General features: G+C 37.5%; 23 protein-coding genes and 1 pseudogene. 10 read left to right on the top strand and 14 right to left on the bottom strand.

What is annotated here, in order from left to right; genetic code table 11:
• Positions 1-61: 61 nt before the first annotated feature.
• Positions 62-1,462, bottom strand: a complete 1,401-nt coding sequence (locus E2K98_RS23380) for an amino acid permease (protein ID WP_026574402.1) — start codon at positions 1,460-1,462, stop codon at positions 62-64.
• Positions 1,463-1,812: 350 nt separating this feature from the next.
• On the opposite strand from E2K98_RS23380, the gene E2K98_RS23385 reads away from it, so the two are divergent.
• The 3 genes from E2K98_RS23385 (at position 1,813) to E2K98_RS23395 (ending at position 5,530) form a co-directional block, all read left to right on the top strand.
• Positions 1,813-3,051, top strand: coding sequence for a PucR family transcriptional regulator (locus E2K98_RS23385; protein ID WP_133338490.1), 1,239 nt, complete (start codon positions 1,813-1,815; stop codon positions 3,049-3,051).
• 116 nt (positions 3,052-3,167) lie between these two features.
• Positions 3,168-4,301, top strand: coding sequence for an alanine dehydrogenase (gene ald / locus E2K98_RS23390; protein WP_026574400.1), 1,134 nt, complete (start codon positions 3,168-3,170; stop codon positions 4,299-4,301).
• 122 nt (positions 4,302-4,423) lie between these two features.
• Complete coding sequence (locus E2K98_RS23395) at positions 4,424-5,530, top strand: putative glycoside hydrolase (RefSeq protein ID WP_133338492.1); 1,107 nt, start codon at positions 4,424-4,426, stop codon at positions 5,528-5,530.
• 78 nt (positions 5,531-5,608) lie between these two features.
• Here E2K98_RS23395 and E2K98_RS23400 read toward each other — a convergent pair whose 3' ends face one another.
• Positions 5,609-7,024, bottom strand: a complete 1,416-nt coding sequence (locus E2K98_RS23400) for a SpoVR family protein (protein ID WP_026574399.1) — start codon at positions 7,022-7,024, stop codon at positions 5,609-5,611.
• 93 nt (positions 7,025-7,117) lie between these two features.
• Entirely contained in the window at positions 7,118-8,089 is a 972-nt protein-coding gene (locus E2K98_RS23405; RefSeq protein WP_133338494.1) for a M14 family zinc carboxypeptidase, read from the bottom strand.
• Between the two features lie 153 nt (positions 8,090-8,242).
• Here E2K98_RS23405 and E2K98_RS23410 point away from each other — a divergent pair, with 153 nt between their 5' ends.
• A complete protein-coding gene (locus tag E2K98_RS23410; protein WP_026574397.1) occupies positions 8,243-8,497 on the top strand; it encodes a YhdB family protein in 255 nt (84 codons plus the stop codon).
• Between the two features lie 229 nt (positions 8,498-8,726).
• Here E2K98_RS23410 and E2K98_RS23415 read toward each other — a convergent pair whose 3' ends face one another.
• The 3 genes from E2K98_RS23415 to E2K98_RS23425 form a co-directional block, all read right to left on the bottom strand.
• Positions 8,727-9,449 carry an SDR family oxidoreductase gene (locus E2K98_RS23415; protein WP_133338496.1) on the bottom strand — a complete coding sequence of 241 codons (723 nt, stop codon included), beginning with the start codon at positions 9,447-9,449 and terminating at the stop codon, positions 8,727-8,729.
• 40 nt (positions 9,450-9,489) lie between these two features.
• The gene (locus E2K98_RS23420) at positions 9,490-11,235 is read right to left on the bottom strand and encodes a phospho-sugar mutase (RefSeq protein ID WP_133338498.1); all 1,746 of its coding nucleotides are present in this window, start codon (positions 11,233-11,235) and stop codon (positions 9,490-9,492) included.
• A 278-nt stretch (positions 11,236-11,513) separates the two neighbouring features.
• On the bottom strand, positions 11,514-11,912 hold the full coding sequence (locus E2K98_RS23425; protein WP_133338500.1) for a YhcU family protein: 399 nt from the start codon (positions 11,910-11,912) through the stop codon (positions 11,514-11,516).
• A gap of 128 nt (positions 11,913-12,040) precedes the next feature.
• Here E2K98_RS23425 and E2K98_RS23430 point away from each other — a divergent pair, with 128 nt between their 5' ends.
• Positions 12,041-12,964 (top strand): RluA family pseudouridine synthase, encoded by a 924-nt coding sequence (locus tag E2K98_RS23430; RefSeq protein ID WP_133338502.1) that lies wholly within the window; start codon positions 12,041-12,043, stop codon positions 12,962-12,964.
• A gap of 36 nt (positions 12,965-13,000) precedes the next feature.
• Here E2K98_RS23430 and E2K98_RS23435 read toward each other — a convergent pair whose 3' ends face one another.
• Both E2K98_RS23435 and E2K98_RS23440 read right to left on the bottom strand, forming a co-directional pair.
• Positions 13,001-13,258 carry a GlsB/YeaQ/YmgE family stress response membrane protein gene (locus E2K98_RS23435; protein ID WP_026574392.1) on the bottom strand — a complete coding sequence of 86 codons (258 nt, stop codon included), beginning with the start codon at positions 13,256-13,258 and terminating at the stop codon, positions 13,001-13,003.
• 172 nt (positions 13,259-13,430) lie between these two features.
• Positions 13,431-14,132 (bottom strand): pirin family protein, encoded by a 702-nt coding sequence (locus E2K98_RS23440; protein WP_133338504.1) that lies wholly within the window; start codon positions 14,130-14,132, stop codon positions 13,431-13,433.
• A gap of 324 nt (positions 14,133-14,456) precedes the next feature.
• Between E2K98_RS23440 and E2K98_RS23445 the strand changes: the two genes are divergently transcribed.
• The 5 genes from E2K98_RS23445 (at position 14,457) to E2K98_RS23465 (ending at position 21,605) form a co-directional block, all read left to right on the top strand.
• Entirely contained in the window at positions 14,457-15,074 is a 618-nt protein-coding gene (locus E2K98_RS23445; protein ID WP_133338506.1) for a DUF47 domain-containing protein, read from the top strand.
• A gap of 11 nt (positions 15,075-15,085) precedes the next feature.
• A complete protein-coding gene (locus tag E2K98_RS23450) occupies positions 15,086-16,087 on the top strand; it encodes an inorganic phosphate transporter (RefSeq protein WP_133338508.1) in 1,002 nt (333 codons plus the stop codon).
• Positions 16,088-16,362: 275 nt separating this feature from the next.
• Complete coding sequence (locus tag E2K98_RS23455; protein WP_133338510.1) at positions 16,363-17,766, top strand: peptide MFS transporter; 1,404 nt, start codon at positions 16,363-16,365, stop codon at positions 17,764-17,766.
• Between the two features lie 111 nt (positions 17,767-17,877).
• On the top strand, positions 17,878-18,453 hold the full coding sequence (locus tag E2K98_RS23460; protein ID WP_133338512.1) for a YitT family protein: 576 nt from the start codon (positions 17,878-17,880) through the stop codon (positions 18,451-18,453).
• Between the two features lie 122 nt (positions 18,454-18,575).
• Positions 18,576-21,605 carry an efflux RND transporter permease subunit gene (locus tag E2K98_RS23465; RefSeq protein WP_133338514.1) on the top strand — a complete coding sequence of 1,010 codons (3,030 nt, stop codon included), beginning with the start codon at positions 18,576-18,578 and terminating at the stop codon, positions 21,603-21,605.
• 38 nt (positions 21,606-21,643) lie between these two features.
• Here E2K98_RS23465 and E2K98_RS23470 read toward each other — a convergent pair whose 3' ends face one another.
• The 6 genes and pseudogenes from E2K98_RS23470 to deoC form a co-directional block, all read right to left on the bottom strand.
• Entirely contained in the window at positions 21,644-21,958 is a 315-nt protein-coding gene (locus tag E2K98_RS23470) for a hypothetical protein (RefSeq protein WP_133338516.1), read from the bottom strand.
• A 183-nt stretch (positions 21,959-22,141) separates the two neighbouring features.
• Positions 22,142-23,125 (bottom strand): annotated as a pseudogene (locus tag E2K98_RS23475) (glycosyltransferase family 2 protein); the annotation flags it as partial.
• On the bottom strand, positions 23,088-23,660 hold the full coding sequence (locus E2K98_RS23480; RefSeq protein ID WP_133338518.1) for a hypothetical protein: 573 nt from the start codon (positions 23,658-23,660) through the stop codon (positions 23,088-23,090). The pseudogene E2K98_RS23475 and the gene E2K98_RS23480, both read right to left, overlap by 38 nt.
• A 1-nt stretch (position 23,661) precedes the next feature.
• Complete coding sequence (locus tag E2K98_RS23485; protein WP_133338520.1) at positions 23,662-23,943, bottom strand: response regulator; 282 nt, start codon at positions 23,941-23,943, stop codon at positions 23,662-23,664.
• Positions 23,924-24,439 carry a DUF3189 family protein gene (locus tag E2K98_RS23490; protein WP_133338522.1) on the bottom strand — a complete coding sequence of 172 codons (516 nt, stop codon included), beginning with the start codon at positions 24,437-24,439 and terminating at the stop codon, positions 23,924-23,926. The genes E2K98_RS23485 and E2K98_RS23490 overlap by 20 nt, the downstream gene beginning before the upstream one ends.
• 366 nt (positions 24,440-24,805) lie before the next feature.
• On the bottom strand, positions 24,806-25,480 hold the full coding sequence (gene deoC / locus E2K98_RS23495) for a deoxyribose-phosphate aldolase (RefSeq protein ID WP_133338524.1): 675 nt from the start codon (positions 25,478-25,480) through the stop codon (positions 24,806-24,808).
• Positions 25,481-25,615: the final 135 nt, after the last annotated feature.

A 25,615-nucleotide genomic window follows, 5' to 3' on the forward strand; every position in this document is an offset into this window, starting at 1 on the left:
CATTCCTTTTTGAAGAAGAAAAAATGGAGTCCGATTGCCGGACTCCATTTTCATAATTTATTTAACTTGCTTGATTTTTTGATTTTGACGAAGAAGAATTTCTTTTATGAAAACCTTTAAAATAATAATATCCAGTAAGAGCTAATATAAAGATTGGTCCAACGATTACAGCTATTCTTTGATCAGGGTTAATCGCCATAATCACCACAACAAAAACAAGAAATGCGAGTGAAAGATAGGAAGATAGCGGATATAAGGGCAGTTTATACTTTAACTGCTGAACCTCGTTAGATTTCATGTCTTTACGATGGCGTAGCTGGGATAAAAGAATAACCCCCCAAGTCCAAATTGCTGAGAATGTTGCAATACTTGTAACCATCGTAAAAACTTTTGCTGGTACAACATAGTTTAAAACTACACCAATTAATAATACTGCTGCCGAGGCAATAATTGCAAGACCCGGAACACCAGTCCTTGTAACCTTACCAAATTTCTCTGGAGCCTCACCATGCTTCGCTAGGTCAAACAACATTCTTGCCGTACTAAAGATTCCACTATTACATGAAGAAAGAGCTGCCGTTAGTACAACAAAGTTAATAATTCCAGCTGCACCCTTAATTCCAATTTGTTCGAAAGTTAATACGAACGGGCTGCCCTTTGTTCCGATTTCCTGCCAAGGATAAATGGACATAATAACAAACAGTGCACCTACATAGAAAATCAAGATACGCCAGAAAACAGAATCAATCGCTCTTGCAATCGTCTTTTCCGGGTTCTTAACCTCTCCTGCTGTAACCCCGATCATTTCAATTCCTAAGTAAGCAAACATGACCATTTGTAATGACATTAGGATTCCTTTGAAACCATGTGGGAAAAATCCACCATGATTCCATAAATTGTTTATTCCTGTGGCAATCCCACCATTACCTATTCCAAAGAAAATCATTCCTAATCCAACAACAATCATTAAGCAAATGGTGACAATTTTAATAAGTGCAAACCAAAATTCCAGTTCGCCATAGGCTTTTACCGCAAGGAAATTGACAGTTGCCATGATGACCAGTGCGGCTAATGCCCAAATCCAACCCGGAGTCCCCGGAAACCAATATTTCATATATACTCCGACAGCCGTAATTTCTGCCATACAGGTTACAACCCATAAAAACCAATAATTCCAGCCAGTTATGTAACCTGCGAGCGGTCCCAAGTAATCTCGTGCATACTTACTAAATGATCCTGCTACAGGTTTTTGTATAGCCATTTCCCCTAGAGCACGCATGATAAAAAACATGATTAATCCACTAAAACCATATCCAAGAATAATTCCAGGCCCCGCCATTTTTATAGCTGTTGCTGAACCGAGGAATAATCCTACTCCGATTGCAGCCCCTAGGGACATTAAATTAATATGCCTTTCTTCCAATCCACGATGAAGATCTTTTCCTTGAGGGTTCTTACTCATAAATTCATCTCCTCTTTTTAATCATTTCCAAAAGCATGTAATTCTTTGATAGATTTTAAACAACTTTCACTAGAGGTTATCTTTATTAATATAGTAATAATATTATATAATTTCTATGCTCCAAAAGAAAAAATTCGTTCTCAGTAAATGCATTCGCCTCCTACCCCAAGTGTTAACGCTTACATTTTACAATTATACAAATATTTTTTATTTTTGCAAATACCTAAAATTATTTTAATAATATTACAATTTATTTCTTTTGTGTAAAAACTAGAATTTTCGGTTGTCATTTTGTATATTTAAACAAAATACATCTATTAATTTGTTTCTACCATATAGGGGGAAATCTCTTGAATTCATTATTAAATGATCCTTTTAGGGCTGACTTTGATAGTTTAGATGAGTTTGCCGATCTAATCAGTCAGGTGCTTCAATGCCCAATTACAATTGAAGATTCCAACCATCGATTGCTTGCCTATAGCACCCATGATGAAAGAACGGATCCGGCGAGAATTTCTACGATTATTGGCAGAAGGGTTCCTGAAAAGGTAATTAATCAATTATGGAAAGAAGGAACCATCCCCGCTCTGTTAAAAACCGACCAGCCCATTCGTGTAAAAAGTATGGACGATATTGGACTCAGTGATAGGGTAGCCATTTCGATCTGGAAACAAGAAGAAGTACTAGGCTTTATTTGGGCGATTGAAATTGATAAGACCTTGAACGACAAGGATTTTTTCTTGCTTAAAAAGGCTGCCGATGCTGTAAAAAATAAATTATTGCAATTACAGACAAGAAAAAATAAAAAAGGCGAGCATTTTCAAGAATTCTTTTGGAGATTATTAACGGGTCATTTAACGATTAAAGAAGAAATCATTCATAATTTCCAAACCTTAAAAATTACTCCTTCCCCTTCCTACGCTGTTCTTGTTTTTCAATTTCAGCACAACATTACCCGAAAAGAGGAGCAATCCATTTCTTATCTGCTGAAAACAAGCCAGCGCTTAACCATTATGCTATATACAATTGATTGTAACCAGCTTATACTGCTTGTATCCGCATCAAAAAACGAACGGCCGTTGGAGGAAATAGACCAATTTGCGCAATCATTTGTGTGGAAAATGAATGAACGTTATAACATTCAGAATATTACTCCTGTTTTCAGCAGTATCAATGATGATTATGGCAAGATTGGAAAAACCTATCAGGAAACATTAAAGGTTTTATCGATCAAAGAAAAATTTCCATTTGAAACCAAAAATATCTACCATTATCAACAACTGGGGATTTACCAATTTTTCGATGTCCTTTTAGAGAAGAGAAAAAACGAGGAATATGAAAACCACTCGTTAAAATCCCTTCATAAGTATGACCAAAAGCACAACAGCAATCTTGTGGAAACCCTGGAGGTTTTTCTAAATAACGACACGAATATTGCAGATGCTGCAAAGGAATTAAATGTTCACGCAAATACATTAAATTATCGATTGAAGCGGATTGCCGAAATTGGAGAAGTTAATTTTAAAGATCCCAATCAGAAAATGCTTTTATTTATAGATTTAAAATTAGAAAAATATCACCGTTTGTGAAAATCAACAAAAAGGAGAAAAATATTTCTCCTTTCTTCACAAAGAAAAAATTCATCAAACATTCTATACTAAGACCAGAGCAAAAATAACCTAAGTTTTTAAGGGGGATTTATAGAATGTTTATTGGAGTACCTAAGGAAATTAAAAACAATGAAAACAGGGTTGCGCTTACACCAGCTGGAGTTGTTTCATTTTTAAATGCAGGTCATACTGTATTAGTTGAAAAAGACGCTGGAATTGGAAGCGGTTTCTCCAATGAAGATTATGCAAAAGCCGGTGCTGAAATTATTGATAGCGCTGACCAAGTTTGGGAAAAAGCACAAATGATTATGAAGGTTAAAGAGCCTTTATCAAGTGAATATAAATACTTCCGTCAAGGTTTAATTCTTTTCACCTATTTACACTTAGCTGCTGAGCCGCCATTGGCAAAAGCACTTAAAGATAGCGGCGTCATTGCAATCGCCTATGAAACAGTAGAAGTTAACAGAACTCTTCCACTTCTTACACCAATGAGTGAAGTTGCAGGACGTATGGCTGCACAAATCGGTGCACAATTCTTACAAAAATTCTACGGTGGCCAAGGTATCCTTCTTGCAGGTGTTCCTGGGGTTAACCGCGGCAAGGTTACCATCATTGGCGGAGGAGTTGTTGGAATCAATGCAGCTAAAATGGCTGTTGGTTTAGGGGCGGATGTAACCATCATTGATTTAAGTGCAGACCGCTTACGTCAATTAGATGATATCTTTGGAAACCAAGTAAAAACTTTAATGTCTAATCCATTTAATATTGCTGAAGCAGTAGCCGAAGCAGACCTTCTAATTGGAGCAGTATTAATCCCTGGTGCGAAGGCTCCTAAACTTGTTACTGAGGAAATGGTAAAAGCCATGAAGCCTGGTTCTGTCATCGTTGATGTTGCGATTGACCAAGGTGGTATTGTTGAAACTAGCGACCATGTAACAACACATGACAATCCTACTTTTGTTAAGCACGGTGTGGTTCATTATTCTGTAGCAAACATGCCTGGTGCGGTTCCTAGAACTTCAACTATTGCTTTAACAAATGTTACAGTCCCATATGCCCTTCAAATTGCTAACAAAGGTGTATTCAAAGCTATTGTTGAAAATCATGCCTTAAAGCTTGGCGTAAACGTTGCAAACGGTGAAATTACGTACGAAGCAGTTGCAAAAGATCTTGGGTATGACTTCGTAACAGTAGAAGATGCATTAGAAAAAGAACTAGCATCTATTTAATAAAATGATATCAGGTCCCTACAAGTTTCTTGCTTGTGGGGATTTTTTAATAGTTCCACTTAGAATGAATATGGTTACAACGGAGAACGATAAAAGCAAGATGATTGAGGAGGAGTGATCCGATGCAAAGAATTTTGCTTACTATTATCGTTTTATTTACCCTTTCGCTATTTCCCGTCCCAAACCAAATTTCCGCCAAGGAATCTGCTGTAAATCCACTAGGCTCACAGCAGCCGATTCGCGGGATTTATGTAAAGGCTGAAAATACAGGCGGCCAAAGGTTTCATAAACTACTTTCATTCGTTAACCAAACAGAGTTAAATGCCATGGTCATTGATGTAAAAGATGATTACGGTAATATGACCTTTCTCCCATCAAAAAACTCACCCTATTTTTCTATCAGCAAGCCTTATATTAATAACCCTAAAGAATTAATGGATACATTAAAAACCAACGGAATTTTTCCAATTGCGAGGATTGTTGTCTTTAAAGACAGTGTATTGGCAAAAAAATCACCTAGCCTTACCTATAGAACGTCAAATGGGATTTGGAAAAACGCGCGGGGAGATTCCTTCACCAATCCATTTTTGAAAGAGGTTTGGGACTATAATATTGGGGTTGCTATCCTAGCCGCCAATATGGGGTTTAAAGAAATTCAATTTGACTATGTCCGTTTTCCAGAGAAGTTTGAAACCTTTGAAAAACAGCTAAGCTTCGAACAGGGAACCTTTCCTTCCAAGAATGGACAAAATAGAATTGCGGCGGTATCATGTTTTGTTAAGTATGCTTCAGAAACGTTAAGACCTTATCATGTTAAAGTATCTGTAGATGTTTTCGGTAACGCTACTGTCATTCCGGAAGCACCAGGTATTGGGCAAAATTTCTCTAAAATTGCCGAAAATGTGGATGTTATTTCCGCCATGATCTATCCAAGTCATTGGACAGGGATTTTTGGAATAAAGAAACCTGATTTGCACCCCTATCAGCTTGTCAAAGAATACGCGAAGGTAGAAAAGGGCCGGTTAGAAGAGTTAAGCAACCCTCCTATTTCCAGGCCATGGCTCCAAGATTTTACTGCAGCATGGCTTGGTAGTGGAAATTTTAAAGTATATGGCAAGAAAGAAATTGAAGACCAAATTCGCGGGCTGCACTCCCAAGGAATTCATGAATTCCTGCTCTGGAATGCCAGCAATAAATACACGCCAAACGTTGATTATACACCGTACTAAAAGGAATCCGAATCCGGATAACGTGAAAAACCAAGGCACCGAACACGTGCCTTGGTTTTTGTTTGCTTTAACCATCCACTAGATATATTTCCTGTGAACTCCCTTACCATCGTAGGTGAATAACATTTTTCTGTCTTCGACATTTGTTTCCATATGAACTGGTCTTCCCCAAAGCTGTTGAATATAAGGTAATACTTTTTCGAGGTATTTTACGTCCAGTTCTACCCCCTCATACCAATGCTTCAAATAAAGTTCTCCATTTTTCAAATAATCTCCATCATTTACAGTAATATATGGGAATCCCCCATTTACACGCATGTTTACAAGCTGGTCGCGAATATGCTCCCACTGCTTGTCGACAACTTTGTAGTCCCTGCCTTGTTTTTGGAAAAGATACATATCCTCACGCATCACAAGGTCCTTATTTAAGTAATTGCGCAGGAAGGAAATATCAGATTCTACCTCACGGACCTCAAACATTTTTTCCCTGCCGGAGCCTGGCTGAACGCCTCTACGTTTCATTTCTTCTGTTGGATTATTATAACGTTCTTCAATATCCTCAAAAATCTTGATACCAAGATAGTATGGGTTAATACCTGTTTTTGATGGCTGAACGACGCCGGCATTTAATTTAGCAAATTCAATCGCCTCATCACTGGTTAGGTCCATCTCTCTTAAGATACGCTGATGCCAATAGGATGCCCAGCCTTCGTTCATGATTTTCGTTTCAAGCTGCGGCCAGAAATACAGCATTTCTTCGCGCATCATTGTTAAAATATCCCTCTGCCAATCCTCTAGCTCTCTGCTGTATGTTTCAATAAATAACAATAAATCCTTTTCAGGCTTTGGTGGAAATTTCTTTTTTGTCGGCTTTTTTTCAACCTTTTTATCTTTATCATCCAATGACCAAAGATCATCATACGGAGAAGGGCTACGGTGCTCACCGCTCTCTTCTTCCTCCAAATCATCCATTGACCATGCTAATTTTGGTCTCATCAAAGATGGATCAATATGTTCGTCAATGGCTAATACAGCATCTAAAAATGTCTCTACTTCTTTTTTCCCGTATTGTATTTCGTATTTTCGAATTCTTTCTGCCGTTGCAGCCATACTTTCCACCATGTCCCGCTTGGTATTTTGGAAACGAACATTATTCTTAAAGAAATCACAGTGGGCAAGTACGTGAGCCACAATCAGTTTATTTTGAATTAATGCGTTAGAGTCCAACAAGAAGGCATAACATGGGTTTGAATTGATAACAAGCTCGTATATTTTACTTAATCCCAAGTCATAGTGAAGCTTCATCTTATGAAATTGTTTGCCAAAGCTCCAATGTGAAAACCGGGTTGGCATGCCATATGCACCAAATGTATAAATGATTTCCGCTGGACAAATTTCATAACGCATCGGATAAAAATCTAGGCCAAAGCCGCTTGCGATTTCTGTAATCTCGCTAATGGCATATTCCAGTGCTTTGCGCTCTTCCGCATTCATGAGCCATTCCCCCTTTTCCTCTTACCACAATGTATGAAGAAAAGGCAGGAATGATGAAACAAGATAGAAAAAACATAGACAAAAGACTAGATATTACTTTATTTTTTTTGCTTCTTTTGCAAGCATCAAGCCCACCTTCTTGTTCCGTTTCCATTCCTTTTTAAATACGGATAATGGGGGGTTGGTTTCTCCAACAAGATAGCTGATCTCAATCGTGAGAGCCGGTCGGTGATAAGTAGTAATAAACCAATCCGTAAAACCTCCACCCACTGCATCTTGATCGGGTCTACCTAATTTGTAGCCAGTAAGTTTGGAGATTTTTTTCGCAATTTTTCGGTCACGTTTAAGATGTTTGCCGTTTTTATACTTCCAAAAGATTTCTCTCCCGGCGGTATGATAGGCAACAGCTACTATTGGCTGCCTATGATGAATAAACTTTGTTAAGGCGATTACCTCTTCTGCCTCTAAAGGGGCTTTTCCCTTAAAAGACTTATATGATGGTCCCTTCGGATCATTCTTTATTGCTTCCCATCCTGCAGGATATTGGCGATTCAAATCGATTCCAATACCATTTGCTTTCCATCTGTCAAATTGCTCTAAACCTTCGTTCATTTTCACTAAACTAATTATTTGGCTCCGGGAAAGCTGAGCAAAATGATTTTGTTGAATCATGACACCATCTGGATTCAACATCGGAATAAACCAAATTGAAACTTCGTTTAAAATATCAGTTGACCTTTTTCCCTTTTCATATTCATCAGCATAAGTTTCGAGCATTTTCATCAGCACCATGCTAGTCAGCCATTCCCGTCCATGATGACTGCCAATCAGAACAATATTTTTTTTACCCGACCCAAGTCTGACGGCCCAAATATTCTTTTTATAATAAGTGGTTCCAATGGATTTAATCTCAACTACTGATTTATATTTTTTTTGAATCTTTGAAAGGTCCTGTTTTAAAATTTCGTACGTATAGGGTTTTTTAACTTCAACTAATTTTTCTCCAAAGGCATTGTCAGGCTGAAGTGTAAATAAAATCATGAAGCACAAGAAGTATTTGAACATATCTTCCCCCCTAAAGTAGTGGCTTACCACTAAAATTTTATACAGGTAAAAGTTGAAAAACGCGTCAATTAAGGGTGTCCAACATTTTCTGTGAAAGTTTTCGGCAAAAAATCATAAAATAAACTCAACTCCTAACAAGGAGGAGACAACTAAATGAATAAAGTGGATTATGACCGTGCGTTGTATTATACACACCGGTCCGAGTGGGATAACTTATTAATTTTAATGGTTCGAACAAAAGACCAATTTTTATCAAAGAAAATAGAACAATTCCTGCATGCCTACCATTTCGAACATGATTACTCAGTATTAGAAAAAAAATTGTATGCCTTGCTTCGATACATCGACCATGCAAACGAAGCGGCAGAAACCGACCCAAATGAGATTCCGATGTATAGTCTTTCCTGAAACAGCAAGTGAATACAGTTTTGTGTGAGAAAAATATTTACAACCGGGCTAAAGAATTCCACCACAAAAAACGGCTCCTTTTTAAGGGGGCCGTTTTTCAAATTTATAATATTTGTTCAAAAATTCCATTCCGAATAGAATAAAATACTGCTTGGATCAGATCTTGAAGTCTCAAGCTTAGCACTGTAGACGTAAAAAACCTGAAGAGAACTCTTCAGGCATTTAACAATTATGCTATTGGGTATTGTTGAATTAAAGGATGAAGGACAATTTCATCAATTAGCATATATTTTGGTGCGGACGCCATATAAACAACAGCATTCGCAATATCTTCGACCTTCAGCCAATCTTTTTTCTCTGGCAGGCCTTGGGTTGACTCCGCAAAATAGGTATCCACCATCCCTGGATTGATCGTTCCAACCCGGATTCCATATTCACGTACTTCCTGAGCAACAGAACCGGAAAAGCCTTGGACGGCATATTTCGTGGCAGTGTAGGCTGCTCCATTCGGAATCGTGTATCTTCCAACATCGGAAGAAATGGTAATGATTGTACCTGATTTTTGTTCTTTCATATGCGGCAAAACCGCTTTAATTCCAAGAAATACCCCTTGCACATTTACTTCAAATACTTTTTTCCATTCTTCGACAGTCACTTCTTCGGTTAATTTAAAAAAGCCAACTCCTGCATTATTAACGAGGAGGTCAATGTGACCATATTCATCAATGGTTTTTCTTACAACCTCTTGCATATCACTCTCATTGGAAACGTCTGCCTGAATCGGAAGGACATGAGAAAAACCTTTATTCTTCAGCTCTTCTGCCGTTTGGTTAACCTGCTCAGAACTGCCGACTAATGCTAATTTCACACCTTGTTCAGCCAATTTTAGAGCAATTTCCTTCCCAATTCCCCTGGATGCACCTGTCACAATGGCTATTTGACCTTTTAACATTTTTGAAACTCCCTTTCATATTGTGGCTCTTTCTATGCTGTTATCGTGTTTCAGATACTAAATTTATTTTTTCATCGACAAGCGCCATAAAATCTTTTTCAATTTTTTCAAGCTTGCTTTTACCTTCTTCTAAGCTTCCACTATTTACACCAAAATAGAATTTCACTTTTGGTTCCGTTCCAGATGGTCTTAGGCAAACCCATGAACCATCCTCAAACGTATATTTCAAAACATTGGATTTTGGCAAATCAATTCTTTCCTCGCCATTTTTCGATAAACGAACTCCCGTTAAATAATCCTCTGAAGTCAAAGTTTTTACGGACCCAAGATTTGTTAATGGTTCAGAACGGAAAGAAGCCAAAATTCGCTGAATCATTTCCGCTCCATCTTTTCCTTTCAATGTTAAAGAGCGCAGTCCTTCCAGATAAAAACCATATTTAGCAAATACCTGCATTAGCCCTTCATAAAGGGTCATTCCTTGTTTTTTATAATAAGCACAAACCTCTGTTGCCAAAAGCGCTGCTTGAACAGCATCTTTATCGCGGGCGAAGTCTCCAATTAAATAACCATAGCTTTCTTCATACCCAAATAAGAAGGTATGTTCACTTGTATTTTCATATTCATTGATTTTCTCAGCAATAAATTTGAAGCCTGTTAATACATCAATGGTTTTCAATTGATAGGATTCTGCAATTTTTCTGCCGATTTCAGAGGTTACAATCGTTTTTAAAACGACTCCGTTTTGAGGAAGGGTGCCCTTTTCCTTTTTCTGTGAAAGCAAATAGTCAAGTAGCAATGCACCTGTTTGGTTTCCAGTCAGGACAACATATTCTCCCTCGGGATTTAGAACCGCTATTCCTAATCGGTCCGCATCTGGGTCTGTGGCAATTAAAATATCGGCGTCAATCCGTTTACCGTCCCGAATTGCTAACTCAAATGCTGCATGTTCCTCTGGATTCGGACTTTTTACAGTTGAAAACTCGGAATCTGGCAGCTCCTGTTCCTTAACAACGGTCACATTTTTATACCCAAAAGCAGAAAGTGCGTTCCGTACAGGTTTATTAGCTGTTCCGTGTAAAGGTGTAAAAACGATTCGAATATCCGACTCTTCTGCAAGAGTTGGATTTTCCGAGATGGTTTTCAATTTTTCTAAATAGGCGTTATCAATTTCGGAACCGATAATCTTAATGAGTCCTGCATCTCGAAGGTTCTCTTCTGAATCCACCTCAATCAATAGCTCGTTTTCGATTTCATTGACCCTAGCAATCACCTGATCAGCACTTTCAGGCGGAAGCTGGCCCCCATCATGCCCGTATACCTTGTACCCGTTATATTCCGGCGGGTTATGACTTGCTGTAACGACAATCCCGGAGAATGCATTTAAATATCTTAATGCAAAGGAAAGTTCCGGAGTGGGTCTTAATTCATCAAAAACATAGGTTTGAATGCCTTTTGTTGCTAATGTTTTCGCGGCTTCCATTGCAAATTCGGGAGATTTATGCCGGGAATCATAGGCAATAACCACTCCGCGTTTTTTTGCTTCAAGACCATTTTCTTCTATGTATGCAGCTAATCCGGCAGAAGCTTTTCTCACTGTATAAAGGTTCATTCTGTTTGTACCAACACCAATTTCCCCTCTCATGCCGCCGGTACCAAATTCTAAATTCTTATAAAAAGCTTCCTCCAGCTGTTTATCATCTTTCTTTAGTTCCAATAATTGATTTTTCAACTCTGAATCTAACCCCTCAAAGTTGATCCATCTTGTTGCATTTTCTTTCCAGTCCATTTTATCTCCTCCTGATTCTTTCTACTCTATATTGTTTCGAAGTTCAAGATTGTTACTCCTTTTAAAATTGCTGGAATTATTCCGACATTTTTCGCAGTGGAAGAAATTTTAACGAATTTTTACCATTACTATTTTAAATTTTCTTCATATCAAGCACAAGGAAATAATGGAATAAAAAATAAAGCACCTGCTTTCAGGTTTTACTTTATCAAATCTAAATTCAGAGAACCATACACAAAAAAAGGGGGTGCCCCTAATTTTACTTTTAGGACACCCTCTTAGATAATTAATTCATTTGCAGCTTTTGTATAGATGCTGAATATACTGTTTTTCATATTTTTCGCTTCCACAAATTGATCATATTCAAATGGGAAGAATAGCCCAAATTCTTGTAAATTTGAAACATTCTTATTAAAAAGTGACGAATATTGATCATCAAGAGTGGGAGACTCGAGGATGGAAATAATCGTTTGCATGCTGGTCATCACTTGAAAAGCATCTTTTAATGTGCTAAAATCTTCGAATTGTTTGCTAGAGGTGTGCAAAACCTTTAGCTGTTCAAAAGAACGAATTTCATCATCCGAAAAATAGAGTGGAAAAACAGTTGAATAAATATACCCCACAAGTCCACAAATTTCTTCCTCTTGACTTGGTGTTGAGGCAAAAACAATTTTCACTTGTAACCCACCTTTGCTATCGCTTTTTTCTAATGTATATTTAATTTATCATAAGGATAACATAATTTCTTGTGTTAAAACTGTGGTAATTAAAACCATGCAAAACCTTTATTTTTAAGGAGAATAAAATGTTAAAAACAAGTAAAAAAGGTAATTGGCTCGAGTTAACGATCCCAGAAATTTGGGATGGAATAACGATTGAAGATCTATTTCAAAAAAAATGGAATTCTCCGAAGAAGCTAACCCATCAATTTCGTATGGAACAAAAAGTATTAGTTAACGGTCAAACGTATCCTTGGAATAAATCCATTACAGCCGGCAGTAAATTACAAATAAAATTATTTGAAGAAGAGGAAATGAACCTACCTCTCCATTATATGGAGGTTACCGTTTTATATGAGGATGATCATGTTCTTGTATTAAATAAGCCGCCATTTATAAATACTCATCCAAATGACCTAACAAAGGATACCAATACACTTGTAAATGCTGCTTCTTTTTATCTGCAAGCAAAGGGGGAAATGAGAAATATTCGGCAAATCCATCGTCTAGATAAAGATACCTCTGGTGCCATCCTTTTTGCAAAGCACCCATTGGCAGGTTCCATTTTGGATCGCATGTTGGGAAATCGTAAGATTAAACGAACCTATATTGCTCTTGTTCACGGCCTGCTTAAGCAAAAAAAGGGAGAAATTAATGAACCAATTGGACGCGACCGCCACCATGCATCAAGAAGGCGGGTATCTTCCACTGGTCAAAAAGCCGTTACACATTTTCAGGTAATGAAAGTGGATGCTAAAAAGCGGCAATCATATGTAAAATGCTGGCTTGACACTGGCAGGACTCACCAAATTCGTGTTCATTTTAGTCATATCGGACATCCACTTGTGGGTGATACGTTATATGGAGGTAAACCGCTTGTTAACCGGCAAGCCCTTCATGCAGCAAAGCTTGAGTTTATTCACCCTTTTACAGAAGAAAAAGTGATCTGCTATGCCCCTTTTTTAGACAAGCCGGAAATTTTTAAAGAAATCGATGTATATTCTCTCTAATAACAAAAAGCCTCCGAAAATTGGAGGCTTTTTGCTTTAACGATCTGTTTTTCGGAAGGCTCTCATCACTAGACTTAGCAGGAAGACTAGAACTACTGCCCCGATGACTGCCGGGATAATGGCGAAGTTTGCAACATTAGGGCCCCAATTCCCCAAAATTAATGACCCAAGCCACGCCCCAACAAATCCCGCAATTATATTACCAATAACGCCACCTGGAATATTTCTCCCCACGATAAGGCCTGCTAACCATCCAATAATACCACCTACGATTAATGACCAAATGAAGCTCACTTGCGAACACTCCTTTTTAGTATTCATTATTTCATTTGATACAAGCATTCAGTTCCATGGACTGAATTGCTTGTATGTATAAAGTACCCAAAATTTATACTTCTAATCATATATATAAAGAAGAACCGGATTAAACATCCGGTTCTTCTTTATAAGGTCGGGGATTCATGATTTAAGGTAAATCAATAAGCATGAATTTCGCATTCTTTACGGCTTTAATTTGTAAACTCTCTGTTTCTGTAATACGGGCAGAATCCCGTCTGTTCAAATGGTGGTCCTGATTAAGGATTACTTCCCCTTCAAGCACAAAGAAAAAAATTCTGCGTCCCGTTTCCTGATGAAAACTAAGGTCCTTTTCTGGCTCTAATTCTGATAAATATATCGTAAGATCTTGATGGATATAGGCTACATCCTCACCATGATGTTTTGAAACAACTGGTAAAAGGGCATTTTTCATTTTAGCAGGATCAAAATCGGTTCTTTCATATGATGGTGTGAGTCCGTATTCCTCAGGCATAAACCATAATTGTAAAAAGTTTACTTCCTCGTCTCCGGAAGGATTTACCTCTGAATGGACAACTCCTGTTCCTGCCGACATTCGTTGAATACCGCCAAATGTAGTGACAGCACTTTTTCCTGTACTATCCTCATGCTTTAATTGTCCTTTTAAAACGATTGAAACTATCTCCATTTCGCGGTGGGGATGAGCTCCAAACCCTCTTAAGGGCTGAACGATATCATCATTTAAAACACGCATCGGCCCAAACTGCATGTTGGAAGGATCATAATACTCAGCAAAAGAAAAACTAAAATTACTTTTAAGCCAGCCATGATCTGCAGTATATCTTTCCTCCGCCTTATAAATATCAAACATGTATAAACACTCCTTACGTATTGATGATTCATGATTACTATATCCATATGAAATCTCAAAACCAATTATCTCTAATTCGAGATAATTATATTCCTTTCCAAATGATTCGTCAACCTAGTCACTTCTCTTCCTTCGCACATAAAAATCATTTATTTGGTAAAAGTATTAGGTATCTATTAAGCCATATATATATCCACTTTCAGAAAATTCTAATGTTAAGTTTTTGTAAAGTTTGTTAAAAATAATTCTTTTTTCGACATTTATCAGATAGAATGTTTTTCGGTAATGACAACTTTTCAACAATTATATGGGGGTAAATAGACTATGGCATTCAAAAAACATGACAAGTTTTCAGTTTTGTTAAACAATATTTCTTCTAATTCAAAAGAAAGTGTAAATTTCTTTACCGAATATAAATTAAAAACCATCAGTGATTTAAAGATTTTTTCTGAAAAAATGAAGGAATATGAATCAAAAGGAGATACATTTGTTCATGAAATCATTAAAGAATTAAATGACGCCTTTATTACTCCAATTGAACGGGAAGATATTCTCCACCTTGCAATGAGTATGGATGATGTACTGGACGGGCTTGAAAGCTGCGCGGCATTATTCGAAATGTACTCCATCACACAAGCTGATGACTTTATGCTTAAATTTGTTGAAGCCATTCAAGGTAGTGTACACGAAATCGATAAAGCTGTTGGCCTTCTTTCTAATAAAAAATTACCTCAAATAAGAGAACATGCCATTAAAATTAAAGATTTCGAATCAAAATGCGATAATATTTTACGTCAATCGATTAAAAATTTATTCGCCATCGAAAAGGATCCAATTCGTATCATTCAATACAAAGAAATTTATGAAACATTTGAAGACATTGCCGATAGCTGTCAGGAAGTTGCCAATACACTTGAAACCATCATAATGAAAAATGCGTAAGGAGCAATCATATGAGCTTAATTTTTATCCTAACGGTATTAATTGTTATTGGTGCCTTGGCATTTGATTTCATAAATGGTTTTCATGATACAGCCAACGCCATTGCAACATCTGTATCTACAAAAGCATTAAAGCCAAGGCATGCAATTCTTTTAGCTGCAGTAATGAATTTTATTGGAGCAATGACATTTACTGGTGTTGCAAAATCCATTTCAAAGGATATTGTTGATCCCTTTACCCTTCACAATGGATCTGTCGTTATTCTTGCAGCAATCCTCTCAGCGATTATTTGGAACCTAGTCACATGGTATTTCGGAATTCCGAGCAGCTCTTCACATGCCATTATTGGTTCAATAGCAGGAGCAGCCATTGCTGCAGAAGGATTTGCAGCGTTAAACTATAGCGGATTTTTAAAGATTCTTGAGGCACTTATTCTTTCACCGATTTTAGCTTTCGTTGTCGGTTATATTGTTTACAGCATTTTTAAAGTAGTATTTAAAAATTTCAATTTAACAAAAACCAATCGGAGCTTCCGATATATTCAAATCGGGACAGCCGCATTGCAATCTTATTCCCATGGAACAAACGATGCACAAAAGTCGATGGGGATAATCACGATGGCACTAATTGCAAATAATATTCTTCCTCATAACGCAGAAGTTCCCCTTTGGGTTCAAGTTTCCTGTGCGATCGCAATGGGTCTTGGAACATCAATTGGCGGCTGGAAAATTATTAAGACGGTTGGCGGTAAAATCATGAAAATCCGTCCGATTAACGGGGTTGCTGCTGACTTAACAGGTGCTGCCATTATCTTTGGTGCAACCTACATCCATTTACCTGTTAGTACAACACATGTTATTTCGTCTGGAATTTTAGGTGTTGGTTCTGCGCACCGGATTAAAGGTGTTAAATGGGATACAGCACAGCGGATGATCATTACATGGGTCATCACCTTGCCTATCTCAGCTTTATTAGCATCCGTTTTGTTTTTCCTTCTTGATCTCATTTTTTAATCATTAAAGACCAGAGTTCACAAGATCTCTGGTCTTTTTTGTTCAATTTTTTATTGACTCCCTTTCTTTTAGATCCTGACCCTGGCAATTAATCTGAAAATTATTTTAAAATAATTAAATCCCTACTTTCGGTATATTAAAAACAATGTGTACAATTCCGTAAATTCCTAATATATCAACTCTTTTTACTGTTATAACTTTCTATTGACCGTTCTCTATTTATTAATTTAGAATAATAACATAATCTTTTTATCATGGACATTAGGAGGTATACAATGGACAATACAGCTTCAATAAAACAGTCCGAGCAGGCTAAAGTTGCAAAAAAGCATCCACCTGGCCTGTACTTACTATTTTTTACAGAAATGTGGGAAAGATTCAGCTATTACGGAATGCGTGCAATCCTTGTATTATACCTTACAACAGAATTCGTAAGCGGTGGGTTAGGATTTAGCGATGCTACTGCAATGAGTATTTATGGATTCTTTACAGGTGCGGTTTATTTTACACCAATGGTTGGCGGTTATTTATCTGATAGATTTTTAGGTAGACGCCTCGCGATCACTTTAGGCGGAATTATTATGGCGGTTGGTAACTTTGCATTATTTGCCGATCAAAGTAAAGCGGCTTTCTATCTTGGATTAGTATTACTTATCGTTGGAAACGGTTTCTTTAAACCAAATATCTCAACCATTGTTGGAGAATTATATGCTCCAGATGACCGTCGTCGTGATGGCGCTTTCACCATCTTCTATATGGGGATTAACGTTGGTGCCTTTTTCTCTCCTTTAGTAGTTGGATATTTATCTGATGACCTTTTCAAGACAACAATCAATGGTGTGGTTCATCACGGATTCAAATATGGCTTCTTAGCTGCTTCCATCGGTATGATTATTGGACAGTTAATTTTTAACCTTTTTGGCAATCGTTATTTAGGTGACATTGGTAAAAAGCCAACGGGTAAAGTTGCATCGAAAACAACAAATGCAACATTAAATAAACAGCCTTTAACAAAGATTGAAAAGAAACGTACAGCCGTTATTTTTATCCTTACTGCGTTTGTCGTTTTCTTCTGGGCAGGGTTTGAACAAGCAGGAAGTTCCTTAACACTTTATACGGATCGCTTCGTTGACCGTGACCTCTTCGGATTTACGGTACCAACAGCTTGGTTCCAATCTTTAAATCCACTATTTATTGTTATCCTTGCACCAATCCTTTCTGCTTTATGGTTAAAGCTTTCTTATACGAAACGTGGTGATATGAGCGGCCCTAAAAAAATGGGATTAGGTATGGTGCTTTTAGGTTTAGGATATATGATTCTTTTATTAGCTGTATTAAAAACAGGAAGCGACGAGCATCATATCGCAATAAAAGCAAACATGATGATCATTGTCTTAACCTACTTAATGCATACACTCGGTGAATTACTTCTTTCTCCAGTTGGTTTATCACTTGTAAGTAAAATTGCTCCACTTAAACTAGCATCCCTATTAATGGGTGTATGGCTTGCCGGTTCCGGGGTTGCAAACATTCTTGCAGGACAATTAGCGGCACTAACACAGTCACTAGGTTACTTTGAAATTTTCAGTGTAATTGGTCTATTGGCCATCGTACTTGGATTAGTTTTATTAGCCCTTTCTGGAAAACTGCAACGGATGACCGAAGAAAGTTCAAAATAAATCTTTAAGAGGAAGAATCGATTGATTCTTCCTCTTTTTTATACATTCACTTCTAATTTAGATTCCTTTTCATATTTTTTAATTAAAGGGACAAGTATGGGGTGAAATAGGATGAAACAAAAAATATTAGCGATGCTTATTGGCAGTTTGCTGTTAAGTTTAGGCGTAAATGGATTTCTAGTTCCCTATCATCTGCTTGATGGCGGAGTAATTGGAATCGGATTAATCATCCATTATTTTTACGGGTGGCCGACAGGTTTAAGTATGATTATTTTAAGCCTGCCGCTTTATATCTTGGCTTGGTTTTTTGAACGGCGTTATTTCTTTTACAGCTTACATGGACTAATTATATCTTCCTTTTGTATTGATTTGTTTTCGTTCATGGACGGGAAAATTAATATAGGAATTTTACCAAGTACTATTATTGGCGGAATTCTCGTTGGAATTGGTATTGGACTCATGCTTCGCTATGAAACAAGTACAGGTGGAACAGATCTTCTCGCCCAGCTTCTAACAAAATTTACTTCTATAAATATAGGAATCATTATTTTCTTAATCGATGGTCTAGTGATTACAAGCGGTATCCAAGTGGTTGGCCTCGAAAAATTCTTTTATTCGCTAGTAACAATAATATTTGTCGGTCTCATGACCACCGTAACTGTTACAAGCAGACCCCAAACGTTTTAACATAAACTTAACAAAACTATCTAGAAAATTATTAAATAAATAGTTTTATTTTCCATTTTATTATGATAATATTCTTATGGTTGTATAGGAAAAAATAACCATAAGAGGAGAGAAAATGAAATATGTCTTGGTTTACAAAATGGTCCTTTCGGAACAAAGCCGCGATGTGGATTATGTCGATTCTAATTCTAATCATGGGTGTTGCAAGTTATTTCACCTTACCAATGGAATTCTTACCCTCTGCAGACAATCCACAAATATCGATTATTGTTATGGGGCAGGGCACTGATTCAAAAACAATGGAGGATCAGGTGACAACCCCAATTGAAGAGTCGATTTCTGGTGTAAAAGGGAAAAAGAATATCTTCTCAACAACAGGTGATGGTTACGCTAAAGTTGATATTAATTATGATTCTAAAACCGACATGAAAGATGCAAAACAAGAAGTGCAGGAGGTATTGTCAAATGTTCATCTACCTGAAAATGTTTCAAAGCCCACTGTTGTTCAATTAAATACCTCCATGATTCCCATCGCAGACGTAGCTGTAACCTTTAAAGAAGGATTGACCCCGGGAAATTTAAAATTTGCCGACAAAAAAATCGTTCCACTTTTTAAAGATATTAAAGGCGTGGCATCCATTCAAACCTATGGGATGGCCAGCTCCTATGTTTCTGTAAAAGTAAACAACTCATTATTATCAGAGAAAAAAGTAACAATTCAATCCGTGATGGGTGTTCTCCAAGGACAAAATAGCGCAATTGCAATTGGTGAAAAAACAATTGAAGGTAAAGCAAGTAATATTAAAGTAATTGGAAACATCGACCATTTATCTTCTTTAGAAAACCTTACCGTTGCGCCAGGTGTTCATTTAAAGGATATAGCTTCTATTAACGTTACAAAACCACAAGATACGATGACCCGAATCAACGGAGCGGACGGATTATTGCTAATTGTAACAAAGGATAGTCAATCAAATGCTGTAGCCATAAGTAAAGACTTAAGAGATGTTACGAAAAAAATAAACAAAAAATATAATCAACTAGAAACATCTGTGATTGTAGCGACCGCGGATATGGTGAAAACATCCGTAACGTCGATGATGAAGGAAGTCCTGCTGGGGGCCCTATTTGCAACGATTGTGATTATGCTCTTCTTAAGAAATATCCGATCTACATTTATAACAATCGTCTCGATTCCATTGTCATTAGCCTTTACATTATTCTTGTTATCCCGCTCCGGTGTTACTTTAAATATTTTAACCTTGGGCGGTGTTGCGGTAGCAGTAGGTCGTTTAGTAGATGATAGTATAGTAGTAATTGAAAATATCTTCAGGAAAATGCAAAACGAAAAATTCACCGTTCAATTAGTAATGGATGCAGCGAAAGAGGTATCTTCAGCTATTACGGCCTCTACCTTAACAACAGTTGCTGTGTTTTTGCCTATCGGATTAGTTAATGGCGGATTACAAGACTTTTTAATGCCATTCGCTCTAACGATTACCTACTCATTGCTTGCTTCATTAATCGTCGCCCTAACCGTTGTACCTTTAATGAGTGCAGGGCTTTTAAAAAATGCAAAGCTTCCTGAACATAAACCGTCAAAAAAATTTATCGGATTGGTCACTTGGTCGCTTAACCATAAATGGATCATCCTCTCACTTTCCTTTTTGTTATTCGTGGGTTCCATTGGAGTCTATTCCGTTATGCCAAAAGGTGCTGTAGACAACTCTTCTGCTGATTTTGTCCAGACTGTACTTAATTATCCAAATGATACACCAATAGGAGAAGTGAAAAATGGAACGTTAAAGCTTGAAAAATTTATTCTTGCCCAGAAGGAAGTTAAAGATGAATTTACAATGTTTGGAAACAATGAGGATGCAGCAAAGTTTGGGGCAATCGACTCTCCTACGAAAGCAAACATTAATATTGTATTAAAGGATAAGGACAATACAGATCAATTAATCAAAAAAATAGAAGCTCAAAAAAATCAATTTCCAAATGCAACGCTTACCGTTGCTGCATCGTCCTTAATGGGTGGCGGAAACCCGCAAATTACAATTGATGTCGTCGGAGACCAGCTAACCAAGCTTGAGTCCGTTTCAACCTTAATTAAAGAAAAAATAAAAGAAATTGACGGAATTGAGAAATTGGCGACCAATGAAGATGCAAAGAAGACCGTTTACTCGCTTGAAGTGAATCCTGAAAAAGGAAATCCGGCTCAAGTGGCCCAGCAGCTGTCTGTAATGCTAAATCGAACACCGCTAGGTTCCATGGATTTAAATGACCAAGAAACCGCAGTATTTCTTAATCCTGTTTTAGATCCGAAATCACCTAAGGATTTGAAAGAAATTCCTATAATGACTACATCCGGTCCCGCCCCCGTTTCGTCGGTAGCAAAATTAATAAAAGAGGAAAAAACAACAAACCAGTTCCATAAAGACGGCGACCCTTATATTCAAGTTACCGCCACTGTTGACCCGAAGAAACTTTCGAAGGTTTCTACTGAAATCGCTAAAATTATTAACGGAGATAAAAAGGATCATAAGGGGATTAAGCTGCCTTCAGGTGTTGAAGTCTTTATCGGGGGAGCAAGCGCACAACAGGCGGATGATTTCACTGATTTATTTATGACAATGGGAGCTTCAATTGGAATCGTCTTTTTAATTATGGTCATTACCTTTAAAACGATTCGAGCTCCGATTTCAATATTATTTTCATTACCACTTGCGGCTGTGGGGGCTGTGCTTGCATTACTCATCAGCAGAATTACGGTTGATATTACCTCCCTGCTCGGTGCCTTGATGTTAATTGGAATTGTAGTCACAAATGCGATTGTACTTCTAGATCGAATCAAACAAAACGAACAAAAGATGATTATTCGCGATGCGATTGTCGAAGCTGCTTCTATTCGAATGAGACCGATTTTGATGACTGCCGTTGCGACAATCTCAGCCATGCTTCCGCTATTGTTTAAAAAGGCGGAAACAGGGAATCTTGTTTCCCAAAGTCTTGCGATCGTCGTGATTGGCGGGCTTGCTGTTGCAACGCTTTTAACTCTTGTGGTCATTCCGGTGATTTACGAATTATTCCACTTTAAAAAAGCAAAAAAACAACGAAATCGTCAAAAACAATCTGGCGAAATTTCCGTTTAGTGAAAGTAAAAAGAAAGGCTGGTACTCCAGCCTTTCTTTTATTTGCGAAGATCGGTTGAAAGATATGTGTTTTTCAAAATATCATACGATTTTTTTAGGCGTTCATAATAGGCAGGCTGGTCCCATTCTTTCCAGGAATATATTTTTGCATTCGCCTGCTGAAGCTGGCCATTCACCATTTCCGGAAATGTTTGTGAAACAGTATCATTTTCCAACATTACAATTGATGTCCTAATCCCATTCAACTTCACACTGCCAGTTAATCCACTTTTCCAAATATCCCCTATCGCCGCTTTAAGACTTGGGTCCTTAATATTCAACAGCTGCCAAGGAGTTCGACCTTCTAAGACCAATTTATCCTTACTGATACTAAGAATTAAAATCTTGACTTAATGGATTGGCATTACCAAACTTTAACACTCCCGTTTCATAATCCTGAAAGGGAATCTTTTTCTTTGTTATGACCCCTTCTACTTTCAATATGCTAAATAGCTCAAGATGTTGAAGCCAGAAGCGTATGCTAGTCATAAGGATAATGGATATTCCATCCAATTCGTCTCACCCTTAACAAAGTTAAAGGTGAGTTTACGATGTGTCCAAAGGCTCTCGAATAATCCCCGGTGCCAGCGCCTTCTTTGCCTTCGAAGAATCGAAATGCTTTCAGGGACCTCCGTCCAGCATACAGGGTCAGGCACATACACAATCTTTTTCTTTAATCCTCTTTCCTTTACCATTCGATGAATACGGACTACTAATTCCATATCCTCACCAACGGTATCGGTTTTATATCCCCCTGCTTCGATCACCCAGTGTTTAGAAAAAACACCAAACGCTCCCGATATAATGAGGAGAAGATTATGTCTGCTCAGGCCAATCCGCCCCATCAAAAAGGCCCGTAAATATTCAATAATTTGCATGACAACTAAAGGTTTTTCTGATAAGCCAATTTTTATAATATGGCCATTTCGGATTTTACATCCGTTAGCAATTCGGACACTTCCGCCTGAAGCAATCACCTCTTCATTTGAATCAATAATCGGCTTCATCACTTTTAAAAATGCATCCGGCTCGAGGGCAGAGTCACCATCGAGCGAGCAAAAATAGGGATAATGAGAAAAATTAGGACCTACATTCAGAGCATCCGCTTTTCCTCCATTCTCTTTGTGAATAAGGAAAAGGTTGGAAATAATGGAGGATTGATAGATGGTTTTTATCCGCTTCGTTTCTACCTGTTTTCGGATTACTTTCTTTATTTCCTTCATATCATAATGCTCAATCATTTTTTGCAGCGTCATATCTGTTGAACCATCATTTACGACAATGATTTCTAACGAAGGATAATTAATACTTAACAAAGAACGAACGCTTTGGACAATTCCCACCTCCTCATTATAGGCGGGAACAATAATCGATACCGGTTTTGAATAGATTTCATCCATATAGTCGTCATAGGCTTGATCTCGGTCAAGTTGATATTCTTTTCTAGCGTATAACAATACTACGGTATTCAAACTCTGATAAAGTCGAAAAGTCTTTTGTTAATAATCCAAGAATATCTTCGAATTGAAAAGATGCTAGAATTCTTAAAATATGTACTGTTTCCTCATAGGAAAGTCCCCTCTTCTTTACCATCTTATAAACATCCTCTAAAAGGGGCTTAATATGGAAATTCTCAATATGATACAATACATTCATCCGACGGCTCCACCTTTTACTTTTGAGCCGTTTTCGATAATAATTTTTTAGATAAAGAGAGGCTAATGCTGATAGGGCTTTTTTCTCCTGTTCCCCTTCTAAAACATTTGCATATCTGCTAAGCATCTCCTCAATCGCTTTTAGCTGATGGTTGTTCTGCGGATTTAATTCCCTTGAATAACCACCATCGGTCAGCAGCTTAAAGATAACGGAATTATATCTTTGTTTATAGGTTTCAATGGTTCTCCTTTTTCTTATATCAAATGCTTTTCGTATAATAAGGTACGTTAATAAAATCACCAATAAACTACTAAAAGTCAGAGTGAGAATTGCCAGGTAAAAAAACTCAGTATGCAGCATTTCAAATCATCCCTATTAACAGCCTGCGTATTCTTTCTTTTAATTCTTGAATACCAAACGGTTTTGTAACATAGTCATCTGCACCAAGTAATAAAGCACGCTGAACATAAGACTCACTTTTTCGTCCCGAAAGCATGAAAACAGAAATATTTGACCCATTAGTCATCTTTTTTACAATCTCTATTGTTTTTAATATCTTTAGTAACAGGGCTCGAATGATTTCATCGTCATCAATAATAGAAACGAACTCTCTATTTTTCATTTTATGATTTGTACATCTCATTTTCTAAAATAATCACTTTTTCAGCAAATGAGGTTTTGCCAATTTCTTTCGTATTCTCAACAAGCCGAAAAATATTGTCGCAACATTTCTTCGCCCCTTTAATCAAAAGAGGTACACCTATAGCGTCAATCTTTATCCCTCTTGAAAAAAACCCACCCATGGACATTACGAATGGAACGGTTGGAGATGTATTAGAGAATATGATCTTTTCCTCAAAAGCAAACTTTGATTGTAGTAATAGGCTTAATTCCTTTAAGGCTGGGACAACTAATTTATTTCTCTTCCTTCCTATTGTATAAACTGAATTCCCGTCTTCATCAATTCCATGAAAAATGATTTTTCCAAAATCGGCATGAGTTAATTTATTAAAATATTGTACATTTAGAATTTCTTCCGTCGTTAATTTCCTCTCAGATTGAGGTAATTGTTTTAAATGATAGGCCGCTGCCAATGAGGTTGTATGTGTTCCGCCGTAATCATTATAGATATAAATCATGGCCATCACCCTTTTTCCTGTTGTGTATGTATATTATGGACATTTTTTCATTTGATTATTTTTAAAAAAAGGCTCTTAAATTGGTGGTTGAATTTCCGCTCCAGGCACAAGCGGTTCGTGGGCGTTCCGGGGAGCCTCCCCGTCACTTCGCTCCTGCGGGGTCTCCCCTGCCCCGTACTCCCACAGGACACTGAATTGCTTCCTTGATTCAGCCCACGCACGAAGAAAATGCGTTAGCATTTTCGAGGAGTCTTCGTGCCTTCCGCTCCAATCAACATTGCTCAATAGTTAACATTGCCCTTTAACATAAAAAAGAGGTACTCCATATTAGCGTGGAGATACCTCTTGGGACCTAAATTTCATTTTTTAATAATTACTTAAAGATAGTTCACCTTTGCTGATTGCAACTCCTGAGCTCGCACCAATCCGGGTAGCTCCTGCTTCTACCATTGCAAGGGCATCTTCACGGCTCCTGACACCACCCGATGCCTTAACACCTATTTCCGGTCCAACGGTTTCACGCATAAGCTGGATATCTTCAACAGTCGCTCCGCCAGTTGAAAAACCCGTTGAGGTTTTTACATAATCAGCACCGGCTTTAACCGCAAGCTCACAAGCCCTTACTTTTTCTTCATTTGTAAGCAGGCAGGTTTCAATAATCACTTTCGTTAATGCGTTTCCTTTTGCTGCTTCCACCACTGCCCTAATATCTCGTTCCACTAATTCGTCATCACGGTCTTTTAGTGCTGCGATGTTAATAACCATATCAACTTCATCCGCGCCATTTTCAATTGCGTTTTTTGTTTCAAATGCTTTGGTTTCCGGTGTTGAGGCACCGAGCGGAAAGCCAATTACCGTGCAAACTTTAACCTCAGGAGTATCTGCAAGCATTTGTGCTGCCGTACGAACCCATGTCGGATTTACACAAACGGATGCAAAAGAATACTCTATTGCCTCTTCCACCAGTTTTATAATATCCGCTTTTTTTGCATCTGCTTTTAATAATGTATGATCAATCATTTTTACAATATTTTGAGTCATTGTTACCTTCCCCCTTATTTAAATAAATGCAAATTAATATTCTTTGTTCACTCTGTAACTATAGCAGATAAATGAACATTTGTAAAAACTAAAATGAACATTATTTTATACAATTACATTTCTTGTCTCTTTTAA

Source organism: Bacillus salipaludis, assembly GCF_004358205.1.

Coding starts and splice junctions, on each gene's coding strand:
- E2K98_RS23380 (WP_026574402.1), bottom strand. CDS start 1,462: ATGAGTAAGAACCCTCAAGGAAAAGATCTTCATCGTGGATTGGAAGAA.
- ald (WP_026574400.1), top strand. CDS start 3,168: ATGTTTATTGGAGTACCTAAGGAAATTAAAAACAATGAAAACAGGGTT.
- E2K98_RS23395 (WP_133338492.1), top strand. CDS start 4,424: ATGCAAAGAATTTTGCTTACTATTATCGTTTTATTTACCCTTTCGCTA.
- E2K98_RS23400 (WP_026574399.1), bottom strand. CDS start 7,024: ATGAATGCGGAAGAGCGCAAAGCACTGGAATATGCCATTAGCGAGATT.
- E2K98_RS23405 (WP_133338494.1), bottom strand. CDS start 8,089: ATGTTCAAATACTTCTTGTGCTTCATGATTTTATTTACACTTCAGCCT.
- E2K98_RS23410 (WP_026574397.1), top strand. CDS start 8,243: ATGAATAAAGTGGATTATGACCGTGCGTTGTATTATACACACCGGTCC.
- E2K98_RS23415 (WP_133338496.1), bottom strand. CDS start 9,449: ATGTTAAAAGGTCAAATAGCCATTGTGACAGGTGCATCCAGGGGAATT.
- E2K98_RS23420 (WP_133338498.1), bottom strand. CDS start 11,235: ATGGACTGGAAAGAAAATGCAACAAGATGGATCAACTTTGAGGGGTTA.
- E2K98_RS23430 (WP_133338502.1), top strand. CDS start 12,041: ATGTTAAAAACAAGTAAAAAAGGTAATTGGCTCGAGTTAACGATCCCA.
- E2K98_RS23440 (WP_133338504.1), bottom strand. CDS start 14,132: ATGTTTGATATTTATAAGGCGGAGGAAAGATATACTGCAGATCATGGC.
- E2K98_RS23445 (WP_133338506.1), top strand. CDS start 14,457: ATGGCATTCAAAAAACATGACAAGTTTTCAGTTTTGTTAAACAATATT.
- E2K98_RS23450 (WP_133338508.1), top strand. CDS start 15,086: ATGAGCTTAATTTTTATCCTAACGGTATTAATTGTTATTGGTGCCTTG.
- E2K98_RS23455 (WP_133338510.1), top strand. CDS start 16,363: ATGGACAATACAGCTTCAATAAAACAGTCCGAGCAGGCTAAAGTTGCA.
- E2K98_RS23460 (WP_133338512.1), top strand. CDS start 17,878: ATGAAACAAAAAATATTAGCGATGCTTATTGGCAGTTTGCTGTTAAGT.
- E2K98_RS23465 (WP_133338514.1), top strand. CDS start 18,576: ATGTCTTGGTTTACAAAATGGTCCTTTCGGAACAAAGCCGCGATGTGG.
- E2K98_RS23480 (WP_133338518.1), bottom strand. CDS start 23,660: ATGCTGCATACTGAGTTTTTTTACCTGGCAATTCTCACTCTGACTTTT.
- E2K98_RS23485 (WP_133338520.1), bottom strand. CDS start 23,943: ATGAGATGTACAAATCATAAAATGAAAAATAGAGAGTTCGTTTCTATT.
- E2K98_RS23490 (WP_133338522.1), bottom strand. CDS start 24,439: ATGATTTATATCTATAATGATTACGGCGGAACACATACAACCTCATTG.
- deoC (WP_133338524.1), bottom strand. CDS start 25,480: ATGACTCAAAATATTGTAAAAATGATTGATCATACATTATTAAAAGCA.